Raw genomic sequence first — 17,534 nt, forward strand, 5'->3', positions numbered from 1 at the left:
AGTTAGCCTGCGGTTTAAAAATAACACCCGTCAAACACGACAGAAATAAACTTACATCAAATCTGAAACAACAATGTTAAAAACTTTGAACTGACTCGCACAAGCCCGTAACAAATTACGGGTTTTCAGGCTTATCCGATGCGGCAAAAAACTGCTGTTCAAACACCTCCGCCGACGCCGCGCGACCAAATAAAAAGCCCTGCGCCACATCAACACCGGCATCAGCAAGCCAGGCCCGTTGCGCTTCATTCTCCACACCCTCAGCGACGATGCGCAGATCCAGACTGCGTGCCAGGTGGATAATGGCCGCCACCATGCTGTTTTCATCCGGCAAGCCTTCAACAAACATTTTGTCGATTTTAAGCACATCCACCGGCAGCGACTTCATATGATGCAATTGGCGCAGCCCGGAATACCCCATGCCAAAATCATCCAGCGCAATGCGCACCCCGGCATCGCGCAGCGGGCGCAAAATCGCCACGGCGGCCTGGGGATCATCAATATGGCGGCTTTCTGTCACTTCAAGGATCAACGTCTGCGGCGCAATACGGTAACGCTGCAACAAATCCAGCATATCGGCCATCATCGTAGGATGCGTCAATTGACAGGCCGAGAGATTCACTGAGAGCGGCAGCATAATGCCACGCGATTGCCAACCGGCCAGCAAACGGCAGGACTCTTCCAGTACCCAATACCCGACGTTGACCATCAAACCGCAGGATTCAATACGCTCGATCAGCCCTTCCGGCAATGCCCAACTGCCGTCCGGTTGGCGTAAACGGAGCAACGCTTCCGCGCTGACCACTTCGCCGCTTGCAACATCCACCTGCGGCTGTAACCAGAGCGCGAACCGCCCCTCGTCAAGCGCAGTAAGGATGTCGCTCTCCTGCGCCAGCCACTGCTGTGCCTGCTCCATCTGCTCGGGATCGAAGAACTGGATCTGGTTTTTCCCTTTGCGCTGTGCACTAACGACAGCGGAAGCGGCCCGGTGGTAAAGCTGCCCGGCAGAAAGGTTGCCGTAAAACATTGCCACACCAATATTGGCATTGGGTCGTAACTGGATGCCGTGCAGCGGCACGCGCTCGTTAATTACAGTGAGCACTTGCTTACCCAGCGTCATGGCGTGCCACGGCTCACTCACACCGTGAGCGATAATCGCAAAGTCATAGGCGCTCACCTGCGCCAACACCATGTTCGATGTCAGTATCGATTTCAGTTTCTCTACCAGCGTCAGCAGCAACATCTCGCGCTGAGACTCCTGCAGCACACCGGCGGTATCACGCAGCGTGTCGCAGGCGACGACCAGTAGCGCTGTCGGGTTTTGCCGGGTCACCGTTTGCTCCAGCAGCGCCATCAGGAAAGCTTTATTCGGCAGTTCAGAAACCGGGAAATGCGTTGCCTGGGTGTTCAGCTCTTCTTGCTGACGCAGCAGCAATTGCTGGTTGCGGTTGTAGCTGCGCACCATAATGCCAATTTCATCATCATGATGGAGACGGGGCACAGGCAGTTGATGCCCGGCAAGTTCCTGCGCCGGTAGATCATTGAGCGTCCGGGAAATTTTTCGCAGCGGGTGAACCACCAGCCGGTTGATACACCAGGTAAGCGCCACCGTGAGCATCAATGTTAAAAGTAAGTAAGCCGTCACTAACGTTGATAACGTACTGATCACGAACTTATAAACCCGGTATGAATCCGCCTGCAGCACCAGGTAGGCCAGCGGTTGCGGGTTTGCCGGGCGCTCCAGCGAATAGATAGGCAAGGAGATCTGCACCGGCAATTCAAACATTCGCGTGATCATCACCGGAACCGGACGTTCCGGGATAAAGCTCATGCGCAACGCCTGAAATTGATTCGGCAGCACGACATCCGCACGGCTTACGACGCCCGCAGGTTTAATCTGTTTGATAATCGCTTCTGCTTCGGGAATGTCGGCTTTTAAAATCGCCGCTGAAAGGGGTTCGCGTACGGAGCGGGCAATACTTTCCAGTTGTGTAGCCGTGTTATAGCGATTCTGCTGTAAGAAATGGAACAGCAAAATGACGCAGAAAATAAAAACAAACACCATAGAGACAACAGCAACCATGGCCATTTGTTTAATGGTTAAAGAACGGCTGACACGCAAAATCACTCTCCAGAGACACAATGAGCGCAGAACAGAATAAAAGGGTACTTAGCCGCCAGAGTATACTCTATCGCGCGGTGCTTGAGATAAACCGCTAAGCAGAATCTCAATCAGCGGAAAACAACGGGGAAAGTAGTCTGTAACCTTTTGAATCACTGGCGGTTAACGACGGTGCGATTGTCGCTTTATGCCGTTATTTCCCGCCAGGAATACTCCTTTTTTACCAGTCAGCATGCGGAACCAGAGGCTGGAGCGGCATATCCATATCGCCCTGCCAGCCCGCGCCGGAATAACGCACATAAATCAGTGCGTGGCTTGGGGTATAGTCCTTGGCCTGCTGAATATCGACACCCGCACCGACAAACCAATGGGAAGTCACCCGGCGTTCAATGAGCGCGCGCGCGGTATAACCGTATCCATTACTGCTACTGCCGGGTTCAGACTGCTCGCTTGCCCGGGCGCGGAAATCCGCGGGAATCAAGTTTAGCAATGGATACCTCGGCATCATTTTGGTGCGGGAATGCGACCACGACACTGAACCTCCCAACTCCCAGGACCAGTTCTCCGTACGCTCACGCCACAACACCGGCACCGAAAATGAGAGATACTCCTGCGGGCTGTAATAGCCGCCATGGCCTAAGGTGTAATAGCTCAAATCTTTGTCGTAGTGCCAGATCATATTGTTCAGGCCGACGGTAACGCGCCGGTTGTTTTCATTGATGAGCTTGTAGTAGTAACCGGTCATCCAGCGCACGCGCCAGTTGTCGTCGACATTCTTGCCTTCCAGCGTATCCGCCCCGAGGCTCGCCCATACGCCGTTCGCTTCGCCCTTGTCATAACTGAGGCTCAGCGTACCGCCATTAGCCCGAACACCACCCCAGGTTTTACCGGTGTTACTGCTCGGATCTTTTTGCCCGCCAAAGGCCAGCAATGAACTGGAAATGGGGCGACGATGGAGATCCACGGTATAGCCAAACGGCCCGACATCGCTGCTGTAACTTAGCCCACCGACCACATCAACGACGTTAAAGCCCATCGGCGTGGTGCCAATATCCATCGACCAGGTATTGTTTCGCCATCCCACCGCAACGCTGGCACCGCTATCAGACTGGTGACGATTACCGCCAACACACGGCACATCGCCGCAGGTGCCAAAGCTCGGGCGATAAGTGCCGTCATCGCGTTTACTGAAGGTTCCGACATCCATATTCACCACGTCAGTCCGGAAAAACATTCGCCCGTCCGACAGCGGCGCATCCACCTGCAACATGGTGTTATGCGCTTTTAAATCCGAATACCCGCCCGTGCCGCTGGAGTCTGAGAATTCATGCTGCAACGTGACATTCAGATCCTGCTGACGGTAGAGATCGGCGGCATCGCTGCGCACTCCGCGTTTCAGCCAGTCATCTTTTTCATCATTGCGTGTCAGGCGGGTAAAGGTGTCGTTATCCACCGGGCGCGTCGTCGTGACGCCCGACGCCACCATCGCATCTTTATAACTGTCCAGCGCCTGCTGAGGTTCACCGTTTTGCGCCCCGAAACGCGCCGCATCACGCAGCACCAACGCGCTCTCCATTGAAGGTGGCTGAGATTTCGCCTGCGGGACGATGGCGGCGAAAATCCGCTCCGCGCTGGCGGTATCGCCCAACTGGGTTTGTACCAGCGCCAGCCGACGCTGGGTGTTGATTGATGGCGGCTGTGCGGACGTCGTGGCAGGCAGTTTCGCCAGCGCCGCGCGCGCGGCCATATGGTTGCCGTCTGCGGCATATAGCTCCGCCAGGCCAAGCAACGCCTCTTCATTGGCGGCTTCTCTTTGCAGAACACGCTGGTAATAACGTTGTGCTTCGCTATTGTCGCCGCGCTGCTGGGCCCAGTCGGCCAGCGTTAAATCAATACGTGAAGACGCCGGTTGCTGCGCCAGTAGCGCTACCGCCTGATCTTCATGACCGCCATCGCGCAGACGGTTGGCGTTGTCCAGCAACTGGTTGGCCTGCAGCCTGTCGGCCAGCTCCTGAATATTGCTGTTCCACTGGCTTTTCGGCAGCGCATTCAGGTGATTCAGCGCCGCCATTTGCTGATTATTACCGGAAAGATAGAGGCCATACGCGTAGACCTGTTCCGGGTCGCGCGGTTTGAGCGTGACCAGACGGTTCATCTGCGAATCGGCTTCGCCCCGCTGCCCTGCCTGGCGAAGATCGCTGGCCAGCCGGTAAGTTATCCATACGCTGCCGGGATCGAGCGCCAGCCGCTTGCGTTGCAGCTCTGCCGCTTGCGCCCATTCACCTCTGTTTTCCAGCGCTTCTGCCTGCTGCGCGAGGCGGTCGTTCGTCAACCCGCGTTCAATATCATCAATGCTGCGCCGCTGGCTGGCAGGGAGCGACTGAATAAACTGTTCCGCTTTCTCCGGCGACTGCGCGCGGTAAATATTTGCCAGGCCGCGCACTGCGTTGCTGTTGCCGCTATCCATGCGCAGCGCCTGGCGATAGAAACCTTCGGCCGCCGCGTTATCTTTACGCGCCGCGGCGGCATCACCAAGACCAAGCACCGCATAACTGTCGGTATTATCGGTGTTGCGCGCCTGCTGGTAATAACGTTCCGCCTGCTGCACGTTGTTGGCTTTTAGCGCCGCATCACCCTGCTGAATCAACAGCCAGTAGCGGTTAGTTTTCAGCAAGCTGTCCCACTTGCTGCGGTTGCCGCTGGTCGGATCCATGGCGATGGCTTTTTCTAATTGAGCGACCGCACGTGCGCGATCGCCGCTTTGCGAATAGGCCTGGCCCAGCGCCCCGACTGCTTCGCTGTCTGCGCGGTTAGCGTTGACAGCTTGCTGCAACTCGCCCACCGCTTTCGCGCCCTGCCCGGCATCCACCGCCGCCAGCCCTGTCGCTTTCGCGCGAAACGCCGGGTCGGCCAACTGTTTTTGCTGCGCGGCAAGCAATGTTCGGGCGCTATCTACCGTGTCGCCAGAACTAAACAACGTCAGAAAGCGCTGAAGGGCTTTTACGCTGGCCTCGCTGGTCGGCATCGCCTGAATTTGTTGATACCAGATACTCGCTGCTGCTGCGCGACCATTGCTGGTTTTCGCCATCTGTTCCAGCACCGCATAACCTTCCGCGCTGCGCCCATCGGCAAACAACATTTGCGCCAGCCCGCCCTGCAACTGATCGTTGCCAGGATTCGCGGCATTCAATGCTTGCAAACGTTTAACCGCTTCCGCATGACGCGCGGGCACTTTTGCCACCAGCATCCAGTACTCCACCGCCAGATCGCCCTGCGGCGGATTACCTTTGAACAAGGCGTCGTAGGCCGCAAGCGCCTCCTGCGTATGGCCAGTGGTAGCCTGCAAACGCGCTTGTTGCAGCGCCTGACGACCTTCCGGCGTGGAGAGCGCCATGGTGGTCACCGCCGATTTATAGGTGCTGGAATCGGGTGCCAGCTGTTTCATGCGGTCAAGCTGCTTTTGCGCGCCCGCGTTATCACCCTGGCGCAGCAAATAACGTAAGCGCGCGGCGATGACTTCCGGGTCATCCGGCGCGATAAGCTCAAGGCGGTAGAGCGACTGGCGTACCAGATCCTCACGCTTGGTGCTTTCACCAAGGCGCACCTGCGCAAGCAGTTGCTGCTGCGCGCCAGCATCGGCCGCTTGCGTAGCGGGAGCCAGCGCTTGCGCGAGTGAGAAACAGAGTAAACTTACTGTGAAGTTGCGCATTCCTGGCCCCAGTCAGGTTGTAACTCACCGCGAGGGGTGAAGCGAAAACGGTGCTGGTCCCACCCTTGTCCAAACAGGGTCAGAACATAGCTATAGTAGGCATCGTCGCCGGGGAAATGATCGGCGACCCATTGCCGTTGTACGGCTTGCGCATCGCGATCCTGTAAAAATGGCAACAGCGCAGCGGCAAACCCCACCGGGCCATCCCCAAGAATTTTTCCGCTCGCCACGTCCACTTTTTCCGGCACGCGTCCGTTTTTCATGGTCACGCTGGCCATCGGTTTGAATTTTTCCAGCAGGCGCGCTTTCTGCGTGTCCCGGTCGTGCATCATGCCCACCCACAAATAAACGCGGATAGCATCATAACCGCTCACCAGCGTCTTTTCGGACTTAAGCTGCCAGCCGCTCCCTTTCTGAAAACGTACCCAATCGGGCGCGAAGCCTTTCGGCGCGGTTTCCAGCAACAAACGAAGATTGGTTTCGCGCAGCGTCGACCACGGCGCGCCAAAGCGACTGAAATAGCTCGCCAGTTGCGGCGGTAAATAGCTTGGGTTAAAACGCCAGGTGGTCGGTTCGGCAAAGCCGATTTTGCCCGGCAGCAGCATCGATCCCAGCCCCGGCACCGTGACGACTTCTTGTTTGGCGATAAGGGCTAACAACGCTTTACCCAGCTGGCTGTACGCGTCGTTTTTCCATAAACGCCCCGCTTCCAGTAGCGACCAGGCAATCCACAGATCGGAGTCAGACGCCGAGTTGGTGTCCAGCACCGTCCAGCTATTGTCCTCTTTTTTGCCCCACAGCCAGGCGGGAAGATGGGTACTGAGCGAGCCTTGCGCCAGGTTGTTTTGCGTCCATTGCAGCACCCTGGCAAAGGTGTCGCGATCGTTAGCCGCTAGCGCGAAGAACAGCGCATAACTCTGCCCTTCTGAAGTGGTTACCTTGCGTTGATCGCTGGGATCAACCACCCGGCCGCCGTCGCTCATATAGGCTTGTTTGAAGTGATCCCAGGCAGGCCAGGTGCAGGCGGCACGCACATTCACCGCCGCCAGCATCAACGCCACTACCACCCACCAACGTCGCGTTCTCATTTTCGTTACTCGTGATCAGGGTCGAGACGGCGACGGCTAATGATCCGCAGCAGACGCCACAACACCCATGCCAGCAACACCACGCTGACCGCCGCCAGTACCGCCAGCAGCACTGGATGGTTTGCCAGCGCGTACCAGATGCGCTCAAACCACGGCAAGTGACCGACATAATAAATATCGCCCACGCGCAGGCCGTTGACGCCAGATTCGCGAATCACGGTCACCGAACCATAAATCGCCGCGCGCTTGCCGCTGTCGTTCATCGCGCCGTTAAGCAATTCATAACCACGCGGGCTGTCAGCCAGCAGCGCGACCACACTGCGCTGATCGTGATACGGCGACTGGAAGCCGACAATCGCCGCCATCGGACCATCGGATGTGATCCCGGTTTGCGCATCGGCCTGACGGTCGGCGGCATCCGGCACAATCGACGGGAACGGCGTCTGGCGCAGCGGCGTTTTCACCCAGCTTTGCGCTGCATTCACCAGCAGATCGATTTTCTTATCGTCTTTTAACGCCGGAGGAATGGTGCCGATAATCATGATATCGGCGTCTTTATCCTTGATTTGGTTACCATCGTTAGTCAGTTGCACATTGATTGCCGGGAAGCCGGTCTGTGCGCCCACCGCGCCCAGCGAATCCAGTAGCGTGGCCATTTGCGCAGGCGTGGGCTGCGGCGGCGTGACGACGATAGTTTGCGACAAATCGGCCATCCGGCTAAACGGGAAGCCCGCATTGGCAAAGGCGCGCAAGTCCGGCATCGCAATAAAGTGGTAATACTTCGAGAAGTCGATGGTGGAGTCGTCGCCAATCACCACGCGGTTTGGCACCTGCTGGAAGGTCACGCAGTTCTCAATGGTGCCGCCCGGCATCGGGTTCATATACTGGAAATCAAAGCGCAACTGGTTCACCGCGCCCAGCTTCAGCGCCGGAATAGAGACATCCGTTTTGCTGTCCAGCAGCCCTTGCAATACCGGAAGGTGCAGCAACAGGCGGTTAGTGTCCTGGTTGCCGGTCAGGTTGAAATATTGCAGGAACTGGTTATTCAGGCTGATATCCATGCGCGAGCTGTCTTTGGTCGGCGGCGCGGTGTAACGATAATTAAGATTCATATCGATACCGGTACTGCGCAGCAGATAGAGATCCGGCGGCAGATTCAGCGACACGTTAATCGCCGAGGGTTCCAGCCCGGTCGACTGCAACTGTTCTTCATAGGTTTTCAGCTCGCCAAAGGTGACCGGGCGGTCAGTACGCACCCAGTTCGGCGCATCGTATGGCTGGCGCGCCAGTAGCGGTTTCACCTCATCCACCGTGACGCTATCGCCACGGAACAGCACGTTACCCTGAGCGATGCCTTTCGCCGCCTGTATCAGATCTTTGTCATCACGGCCAAACACCACCAGCAGTTTCACATACGGGTTATTCGGGTGGTTGATCATGCTGATGGTCGGCCCTTTTACAGCGGGCGCATCACGCAGGAAATCAGGACGTTTGTCATTGGTGGCGAAGACAATCGCGTTGCGGTCCGGCAAGCTGTTGTAAGTGACCGGGAAGCTCTGCCCACGCCAGCCGGTACGGGAGCCAAACCAGGACGCAATAACCGCAGCGGCTTGCTGTTGTTCAATGTCCGGTGCGCCCGCGAAAACCATCGGCAGCGTCAGCGCCCTGTTGTCACGCGGGTCAAAGAATGGGATCGGGAAGTGGGAGAGATCGTTTTGCACCGCCAGCTTCTGGTAAGTCAAATCCAGCGAACTGCTGCGACCAATATCCAGCCATAGCGTGCTGCTGGCCGGGTTTTCGCACACATCGCGATAGTGGCCGACGAATTCCAGCCGCACCCGGTTGAAGTCGGCGATAAACAGCGGGTTGATCGGCACCTGCGCCAGCGTTTTTTTGCCGAGTTGCTCTTTGGTGACCGGCAAGACGCCCATCAATTCATCATTCAGATAGACCTTCAACTGAGATTGCACCGGCAGCAGAGAGGGCGATGGCGTGTACTCAAGATTAAGCACCGCTTTCGAAACCAGCTCATCGCTGCGCATACCAAACTCAACGCCACCGTCCGGGTTGATACCGCGCAGCACCATGCTGCCCGGCGGCGGCGCGATTTGGGCGAAAGTCAGTTTCACATCGCGCGACGGCGCGTTTGCGTCGACCACCGGCGCATTCGCCCCCGGTACGCCCGGCATCACCTGCCCGACAACGTTTTGGCCGTCTGTTGGCGTGGTTGGCGTCAATGATTCCGTTTGTCCCGGCGCAGGCGTTGCCACCGGCTCAGTGGCGGGCGCAACAGCCGGAACCGTCGGGGCTGGCGCTGCATACGTCATCACCGGAGACAAAATACTCGTCCCCACAGCCACTGCACAAATCCAGGAAAGTTTTCTTTTCATCGCGTTTTCATCATTGTTGAGCCAATCACGTCATCGGTTGCTGCACTGCCACATTCCGTTCCGGACGGCGCGGAATAAATGACACCACCCAGGACACCAGTACGGTGAATGAGCGGAAAATCACTTTGACAGACGGTGGAGCAAATTCCGCGAGATGGCGATAGCCGCGGAAACCCAATTTCAAAATATCCATCAGACTTTCCAGAGGCTTGTCTTCCGGGAAGCTGTCCTGCCACAGCGCCCATGTGTCGGCGCGGGCAAAAGTACACTGCACAAAATCGATATGCTGTTTGGTCGTCAACGGCATTAATTGCAAGCCCACTTCGTTGCCATTAACACGTGCCACGGTGGTGGGAAACGCATACTCCTGCTGGCCGCGTTTGAGCAGCAAATTCACTTTTTGCCCTTCAAGCACCTGCGCCTGGCCGTTAATCTTGATGCCAAGGCCGCCGTCGGAGAAATCATGCACGGTACAAGAGAAAAGATGCCCATCTTCGCGGGCAATCACCGCAGGCATAGAGATTTCAACACGATGCGCGCGGCGCACCTGCTTACTTTCCACCGAGACCGCAACCGCGCCGCCAAGGATAATCATGTTGTAGAACACCCACGCGATACTGACGAAGACGGTGAGCACTTCGTTTTCCGGGCCGTAGAAATAACGCCAAATCCCCACCAGCACGCCCGCCAGGTTGAGCAGCACAAGGTAGATGTAAGGACGTGAAATCACCCAGTCCACATACTCTTCTTCCACCAGGCCGCCTTTGGCGGTGACGTTAAACTTCCCTTTGTGCGGATTAAACAGTGCTACCAGCGTGGGCGGCGCGATATACCACGCCAGCACGGTTTCGTAGATCTCGCTCCAGAAAGAGTGACGATATTTACCCTGTATCTTTGAGTTGGTCAGGCTGGCGTGAATCATGTGAGGTAGCACAAACAGCGCAATCATCAGCGCTGGCGCGTAAATGATGTAGGCATGCAGCAGCAAAAACGCCAGCGGCGCGGTCAGGAAGATAAGCCGCGGTATTCCCGATAAGAAATGGAACATCGCATTGACGTAACAAAGGCGCTGCGCCAGTTTGAGCCCTTTGCCCATCAGCGGATTGTCGAGGCGGAAAATCTGCACCATGCCGCGCGCCCAGCGAATACGCTGGCCAATATGCGCAGACAGGCTCTCTGTCGCCAGCCCGGCCGCCTGCGGGATGCGCATATACGCCGACGAATGCCCCAGACGGTGTAAACGCAGCGAGGTGTGCGCATCTTCGGTGACGGTTTCAACGGCGATACCGCCAATCTGATCCAGCGGCCCACGGCGGATCACCGCACAAGAACCGCAGAAGAAGGTGGCGTCCCACATATCGTTACCATCCTGCACCAGCCCGTAGAACAGCGTGCCTTCATTCGGGGTTTTGCGAAAACGCCCAAGGTTACGTTCAAACGGATCCGGCGAGAAGAAGTGGTGTGGCGTCTGCATCATCGCCAGCTTTTTCTCTTTTAAGAACCAGCCCATGGTCATTTGCAGGAACGAGCGCGTCGGCACGTGGTCGCAGTCGAAAATCGACACGAACTCGCCTTTCGCGTATTTAAGCGCGTTATTGATGTTGCCCGCTTTTGCGTGCTCATGAGTGGTTCGGGCGATGTACTCGACGCCGACGCTTTTGGCGAACTGGCGGAACTCTTCGCGCCCACCATCATCAAGGATCCAAATCTTCAGCTTGTCTTTCGGCCAGTCGATGCCCAACGAGGCATAAATGGTGTTTTTCACCACATTCAAATCTTCGTTATAGGTCGGTACGAAGATATCGACAGAAGGCCACAACGACATATCTTTCGGCAGTGGCACCGGCTGGCGATTCAGCGGCCATACCACCTGGAAATAGCCAAGCACTAGCACAATCCACGCGTAGGTTTCTGCAAACAGCAGCACCAGGCCGCATACCAGACTCACCGGGTCATCCCAGTTCAGTGTCGAGGTGTAGCGCCACCAGATATAGCGGCAGGAAACAGTTAGCGAGAGCACAATCAGCATCAGTGCGGAGAAACGTCCCGGAATTCGGCGTACCAGCAGCGCCACGCCCCACAACAGCATCAGGAAAACAAACTGCGAAAGCGGGTTAAACGGCTGCGTAATACACAGAATGGCAAGGATCAGCGAGAACACTACGATGATGCCAAGAATAAAGCGGCGCACACGCGGGCTGATATGCGCCAACTCTTTTTTATCATCCAGATGGCCGGTGCGGTGTGTGACGCGCTCTGGCAGCGTATCCAGCCAGTGATACCAGCGCCCGCGCAGCACACGCGCCCGGGCAAAACGTTTGCGACGGGGCGACTTTCTGTCGCCCCAGGGCAGCGTGACCAGCAACCACAAGGTTTGCAGTAAATAGCGCGCCGGATCGAGTGGTCGCGGTCTGTCAGGGTCAATATGCGGGAACCACAAATGCTGCTGCGCACAGAGTTGCTGCCAGCGCGGGTGCTCCAGCGGAATAAACACCCATGCGAGGATCGCCCAGAAGCAGCCAGACGCTGCGCTAAACCCAGAAGCGCCGTGTTCACGGTAACGCTGGTAGCGTTCGCTTAAACGCGCGCTCACCGGAGGGATCAGCAACCAGGCGGAAAGGCGGCTCATTGCGGGCTCCCTTCCTGCTCGCCGGTTACTTCTTGCGTGTGCGCACAGTGCAGCAGGCACCAGTTCGCCAGCGTTAAGATCTCTTCCGCCGCCAGCGAATCCGCCCGGTATTCGCCCAAAGGCTGCTTCGATGCCTGAGATTCCGCCATCGCTTCATCACGATGAATGAGAGTAGGAAGTATCTGCCGCTGGCTTTGCAGCCACACCTGCCAGAGATCGTCTTGTAGCTGGCTGCCAATGCGCAGATCGTTAAGCAGAATATGCGCGCCCGCAGGTAAAAGCTGCTGGTGCAAACGGATGTGACAGTTGGTGTCGGGTTTTACCACCGTAAACAGATGGTCGCACTGCGCCACGAACTGGCGCGTCAGCGGTGAAACACCGTGCGGGAGATCGATTAACACCCACTGATAACTTTGCTGCGTTTTCAGCGCCTGCAAAATGGTGGTGAGTTGGCTAAGCGGTTCGTGCAATAAATGGAGGTTATCCCACTCATTTGCGGCCAGACGGCCAAAAGGCAAGAGATCGAGCTGCGAGGTATAGCGCATCCCGGCGTCGCGCCAGTCTTGCCCATCCAATACCGCGCGCGCCCAGCCGTGTTGATGTTCAAAGTCGACATTAAATGACAGGCGCAAAAGATTATCAGGGCAGGCATCAATCACCAGCACCGATTCGCCTAAAATTTGTAATGACCAGGCCAGAGCCGCAGTGATCGATGTCGTCCCAACACCACCGCGAATCCCCTGTAAACCCAAGATGGCCATCCTGGTTATCCCTTATTGTTGACGGGCTAATTCTGCCAGCAGCGGCCAGCGCTTAAATGCCGCCGCCAACTGTTCTCGCTGGGAAATATCGGCGTAATCAATTTCAGGCAATGAAAATGCCTTACTTAACGCCAGAAAATCATTTTGGAATGTATAGCCCAGAGTTGGGTCTGACTGCGTTTTGGGTTCATTGTTATGCATTCTGGCCCGATCCCTTTGAATAGAAACACACGTACAGATGTAGCAAGGCATCGTGCCCGAGAAAATTCGTTTACATGCTAAATCTGATGTTCTTTAATTTCAATGTTAGGTTTATTTCTCGGCTTTCGCTAGTAAACTGAGATACAGACAATTTTGCATCAAGAGGGACATCGTGGAGCCCATATTTTCTATCGGCATTGAATCGTTATGGGACGAATTGCGTCATATGCCTGCGGGTGGCGTTTGGTGGGTTAATACCGATCGTGAACAAGATGCAATAAGTCTGATAAACCAAACGCTCGCGGCCCAGGATAAAAAAGCGCAGGTGGCGGCAATCGGCATGGGTCATAACTTGATGAAAATCATTGAGTTAGACAAAGAGCATGGTCCTGATAAAATCAGAATTTTCACCATGCCAAATCAGAACAATAGTCTATACTTTTTCACCCGCGATTTGCTTTGTTCATTTGAACCTGAAAATTATTTACTGATTCTGCTGTGCGCAAATAATGCCTGGCAGAATATATCCGTGCCTGATTTACAACAGTGGTTAGAAAGAACTCATACCTGGGCGAAATATCATAAATGCACCTTACTGGTTATTAACCCTGGCAACAATAACGACAAACAATCATCAATTTTAATGAGTGAATATCGTTCGTTGTTTGGACTGGCGAGTTTACGCTACCGAAACGATATGCATGTTTATGATATTGCCTGGTGGTGTAATGAAAAAGGCATTAGCGCGCGCCAGCAATTAGTACTTAATCACCATCAAGGTCGCTGGCAACTTGCGAAGCAAGAAGAAGCATCGGTGCAACCACGCAGCGATGAGAAACGCATATTAAGCAACGTTGCCGTGCTGGAAGGCGCACCGCCGCTGTCGGAACACTGGACATTATTTGACACCAACGAAGCATTATTTGAAGAAGCGCGCTCCAGCCAGGCGGCAACGTTGATTTTCACCCTTGCGCGAAACAATCAAATCGATAACATCGCACGCCAGGTCCACACGCTGCGCCGCCAGCGCGGCAGCGGGCTAAAAATTATTGTTCGTGAAAGCCAGGCCAGCCTGCGTGCTACTGACGAACGCTTGTTGCTCGGCTGTGGTGCCAATATGGTGATCCCCTGGAACGCGCCCCTTTCCCGCTGTCTGACGCTTATTGAAAGCGTGCAGGGCCAGCAGTTTAACCGCCTGGTGCCGGAAGATATCACCACGCTACTTTCCATGACTCAGCCGCTAAAACTGCGCGGTTTTCAGCCGTGGAACGTGTTCTGCGACGCCGTCGGGAATATGGTCCAAAACTCGCTGTTGCCCGCCGATGGCAAAGGGGTATTGGTCGCGCTGCGCCCGGTGCCCGGTATTCGCGTCGAGCAAGCGCTAACGCTGTGCCGCCCAAATCGCGTGGGCGATATCGTCAGCCTCGGCGATAATCGTCTGGTGCTGTTTTTGTCGTTCTGCCGGGTTAACGATCTCGACACGGCGTTGAACCACATTTTCCCGCTGCCAACGGCAGACATTTTCTCTAATCGCGTGGTGTGGTTTGAAGATAGCCTGATTGCCGCAGAGCTGGTGCAAATGCGCGCACTGTCACCAGATAAATGGGCGAAACCGCTGCCCGTTACCGCCGAAGAGAAGAAAATCATTAATGCTGAGTACGACGGTACAAACTGGCGTCGAATCCCGGAACCGTTGCGGTTATTCAGTAAAGCCCCGGAGCGCACCTCATGATGTCAATCAGCGATATTATTCAGCTTGTGGTGCTTTGCGCCCTGATCTTTTTCCCACTGGGCTACCTTACACGCCACTGGATACGCCCGATCCGCAGCGCGTTGCGCATACTGTTTACCAAACCACGCTATGTAAAACCGGTCGGAGTGCTGCGCCGGGAATCGTTCGTCAAGGCAGACCGAAAACATGACTAATCATACTATGACCACTTCAACGCCTTTGCCATTGTGGCAATACTGGCGTGGCCTTTCTGGCTGGAATTTCTATTTTCTGGTGAAATTCGGTCTGTTGTGGGCGGGCTACCTTAACTTTCACCCGCTGCTGAATCTGGTGTTTATGGCTTTTCTGCTGATGCCGCTGCCGCGCGTCAGCCTGCATCGCTTACGTCACTGGGTTGCCATTCCCATCGGTTTCGGTCTGTTCTGGCACGACACCTGGTTGCCGGGTCTTGAAAGTATGATGAGCCAGGGCTCGCAGGTCGCGGGCTTCAGTGCCGATTACCTGTGGGATCTGGTCATGCGTTTTATCAACTGGCAGATGATTGGCGCGATTTTCGTGATGCTAATTGCCTGGCTGTTCTTGTCGCAGTGGATCCGCGTCACCGTGTTTGTCGTCGCGATTATGATCTGGTTAAACGTGCTGACGTTGACCGGGCCGGCATTTAATCTGTGGCCCGCAGGCCAACCGACCACGACCGTCACCACCACTGGCGGCTCGGCGGCGGCAACGGTCGCAGCGGCGGGCGATACGCCGGTGGTTGGCGATATTCCCGCACAAACCGCGCCGCCAACCTCAGAGAATCTGAACGCGTGGCTGGCAAGTTTCTACGCCGCAGAAGAGAAACGCCAGAGCACCTTCCCGGCGCAGCTTCCGGCAGATGCCCAACCGTTCGATCTGCTGTTCATCAATATCTGCTCCCTCTCTTGGGCCGATATTGAAGCGGCGGGGCTAGCGTCACACCCGCTGTGGTCACACTTTGATATTGAGTTCAAAAACTTCAACTCGGCGACCGCCTACAGCGGCCCGGCGGCAATTCGCCTGCTGCGCGCCAGCTGCGGCCAGCCGTCGCATAAAAATCTCTACCAGCAGGCCAATACGCAGTGCTACCTGTTTGATAACCTGTCGAAACTCGGCTTCAGCCAGCAGTTGATGATGGACCACAACGGTGAGTTCGGCGGTTTCCTCAAAGAAGTGCGCGACAACGGTGGTATGCAAGCGCCGCTGATGAACCAGGCAGGGCTGCCGCCGGTGCTGCTCTCGTTTGACGGCTCGCCGATTTATGACGACACAGCGGTGCTGAACCGCTGGATGGAGTCCGACAGCTTTAAACAGGGCCAGCGCACCGCGACCTTCTACAACCTGCTTCCGCTGCACGATGGCAACCACTTTCCGGGCAATCGCAAAACCGCCGATTACAAACTGCGCGCGCAGAAGTTGTTTGATGAGCTGGATGCGTTCTTCACGCAACTGGATAAATCCGGGCGCAAAGTGATGGTGGTGCTGGTGCCGGAACACGGCGCGGCGCTACAGGGTGATAAAATGCAGGTTTCCGGCCTGCGCGATATCCCAAGCCCATCGATTACCAACGTGCCGACGGCGATTAAGTTCTTTGGCATGAAATCACCGCATCAGGGCGCGCCGATAACCATTACGCAGCCGAGCAGTTTCCTGGCGATCTCCGAGATTGTCACCCGCGTGCTGGATGGCAAAATCTTTACCGAGGACAACGTCAACTGGCAGCAGCTTACCAGTAATCTGCCGCAAACCGCGCCGGTGTCCGAAAACGCTAACGCCGTTGTGTTGCAGTACCAGAATAAGCCGTATGTTCGCCTGAACGGCGGTGACTGGGTGCCCTACCCGCAGTGATCCTGCCAACCTCTCCCCTGGCGGGGAGAGGTTATCGCTTTAGCGCTGTTGCGCCAGCCAGACCAGCATTTTCAGGCTGGCGGAGTAGTAATCATCCTGCGCGGTGATCTGTGGTTGTACGGGCGTTACACCCAACGTTAAATCCCGCACCGCCAGTAAACCGTCATTCATGTTGTACGGCGCGTTATCGTTGGTCGCCACATCCACCCATGCGGGAGTCTGGCTGCGGCCAAAACCCTGCCACCAGTTGCGCCACGGCGTTAACAACGCGCTGTGCGGATCCTGCCAGCTCACATACAGCGGAATACGAATGGCGTCGTAGCTCATGCGCGGCGGCCACTCTTTCGCCGGGTTCAGTTTGCCGTCCGCCGAAAGTGAAACCCAGTCCGTTGGTAAGCGCGCTTTGCCAAACGTCATGTTGCCAAGTAGCGTTTGCCCGTCTTTGATCAAATCGCGCCACACCACCTGATGGCTGCGGTCGGCAAAAGCCTGCCATGCCGGGAAAATAAAGTAGGACGGATTCAGGTTTACATAGGTATTGAGGTTAAAACCGTTGGCGCCCGGCAACATCACGCGGTAACCCGCAAAGCTGACTACCGTATGTTTGAGCACCGCCTGAGTAATCGCATCGGAGGCAGCAAGGTAAGCGGCATTGTTCCAGCGCTCACCGGCTTTCAGTAGTGCCCAGGCGATCAGCACATCGCCATCGGTCGCGTCGTTTTTATCGGCGATGGGATCGGCTTCCACCGGGTTATAACGCCAGTAAAACAAGCCATTGGCTTTGTTCTTCAGCGTTTTATTGGTCCAGCCCCACATGCTGTCAAAGGCCGCTTTGTCGTCGCTGGCGACCGCCATCAGCATGGCGAAGCCCTGGCCTTCGGTGTGGGAGACATTTTTGTTGCCGGTATCGACAATGCGACCATCCGGCATCAAAAAACGCGCTTTATAACTCTCCCAGGCGCCAGCGGCCTGGGAAACGGATGCAAATAGCAGACTCACCATCACCACCATCGCGGTGAAAACGCGCTTCAACATG

General features: G+C 56.0%; 11 protein-coding genes. 3 read left to right on the top strand and 8 right to left on the bottom strand.

The annotated features are described in order from the left end of the window. Nucleotides 1-115: 115 nt before the first annotated feature. The 7 genes from hmsP to bcsR all read right to left on the bottom strand — a co-directional run bounded on the left by hmsP (nt 116) and on the right by bcsR (nt 12,900). The gene (gene hmsP, locus E0L21_RS16365) at nt 116-2,122 is read right to left on the bottom strand and encodes a biofilm formation regulator HmsP (protein WP_208430930.1); all 2,007 of its coding nucleotides are present in this window, start codon (nt 2,120-2,122) and stop codon (nt 116-118) included. 220 nt (nt 2,123-2,342) lie between these two features. After that, the gene (gene bcsC, locus E0L21_RS16370) at nt 2,343-5,831 is read right to left on the bottom strand and encodes a cellulose synthase complex outer membrane protein BcsC (protein ID WP_131411326.1); all 3,489 of its coding nucleotides are present in this window, start codon (nt 5,829-5,831) and stop codon (nt 2,343-2,345) included. Continuing rightward, entirely contained in the window at nt 5,813-6,919 is a 1,107-nt protein-coding gene (bcsZ, locus tag E0L21_RS16375; RefSeq protein WP_131411328.1) for a cellulose synthase complex periplasmic endoglucanase BcsZ, read from the bottom strand. Before bcsZ ends, bcsC begins: the two co-directional genes overlap by 19 nt. Nucleotides 6,920-6,924: 5 nt before the next feature. Further along, nucleotides 6,925-9,309 carry a cellulose biosynthesis cyclic di-GMP-binding regulatory protein BcsB gene (bcsB, locus tag E0L21_RS16380; protein WP_131411330.1) on the bottom strand — a complete coding sequence of 795 codons (2,385 nt, stop codon included), beginning with the start codon at nt 9,307-9,309 and terminating at the stop codon, nt 6,925-6,927. Nucleotides 9,310-9,334: 25 nt separating this feature from the next. Next, complete coding sequence (bcsA, locus tag E0L21_RS16385) at nt 9,335-11,938, bottom strand: UDP-forming cellulose synthase catalytic subunit (protein ID WP_131411332.1); 2,604 nt, start codon at nt 11,936-11,938, stop codon at nt 9,335-9,337. Then, nucleotides 11,935-12,699 carry a cellulose biosynthesis protein BcsQ gene (gene bcsQ, locus E0L21_RS16390; RefSeq protein ID WP_131411334.1) on the bottom strand — a complete coding sequence of 255 codons (765 nt, stop codon included), beginning with the start codon at nt 12,697-12,699 and terminating at the stop codon, nt 11,935-11,937. Before bcsQ ends, bcsA begins: the two co-directional genes overlap by 4 nt. A 12-nt stretch (nt 12,700-12,711) precedes the next feature. Next, on the bottom strand, nt 12,712-12,900 hold the full coding sequence (bcsR, locus tag E0L21_RS16395; protein WP_017458258.1) for a cellulose biosynthesis protein BcsR: 189 nt from the start codon (nt 12,898-12,900) through the stop codon (nt 12,712-12,714). A gap of 172 nt (nt 12,901-13,072) precedes the next feature. Here bcsR and bcsE point away from each other — a divergent pair, with 172 nt between their 5' ends. The 3 genes from bcsE to bcsG are packed head-to-tail and all read left to right on the top strand — an operon-like array spanning nt 13,073 to nt 16,498. Continuing rightward, on the top strand, nt 13,073-14,632 hold the full coding sequence (gene bcsE, locus E0L21_RS16400; RefSeq protein WP_131411336.1) for a cellulose biosynthesis c-di-GMP-binding protein BcsE: 1,560 nt from the start codon (nt 13,073-13,075) through the stop codon (nt 14,630-14,632). Further along, a complete protein-coding gene (gene bcsF / locus E0L21_RS16405) occupies nt 14,629-14,826 on the top strand; it encodes a cellulose biosynthesis protein BcsF (RefSeq protein WP_131411338.1) in 198 nt (65 codons plus the stop codon). Before bcsE ends, bcsF begins: the two co-directional genes overlap by 4 nt. After that, nucleotides 14,819-16,498 (top strand): cellulose biosynthesis protein BcsG, encoded by a 1,680-nt coding sequence (gene bcsG / locus E0L21_RS16410; protein WP_131411340.1) that lies wholly within the window; start codon nt 14,819-14,821, stop codon nt 16,496-16,498. The genes bcsF and bcsG overlap by 8 nt, the downstream gene beginning before the upstream one ends. A gap of 39 nt (nt 16,499-16,537) precedes the next feature. Here bcsG and E0L21_RS16415 read toward each other — a convergent pair whose 3' ends face one another. Then, complete coding sequence (locus E0L21_RS16415) at nt 16,538-17,533, bottom strand: glycosyl hydrolase family 8 (RefSeq protein WP_131411342.1); 996 nt, start codon at nt 17,531-17,533, stop codon at nt 16,538-16,540. Between the last annotated feature and the right edge of the window lies 1 nt (nt 17,534).

Source organism: Kosakonia quasisacchari (genome assembly GCF_004331415.1).
GTDB classification, from domain to species: Bacteria; Pseudomonadota; Gammaproteobacteria; order Enterobacterales; family Enterobacteriaceae; genus Kosakonia; species Kosakonia quasisacchari.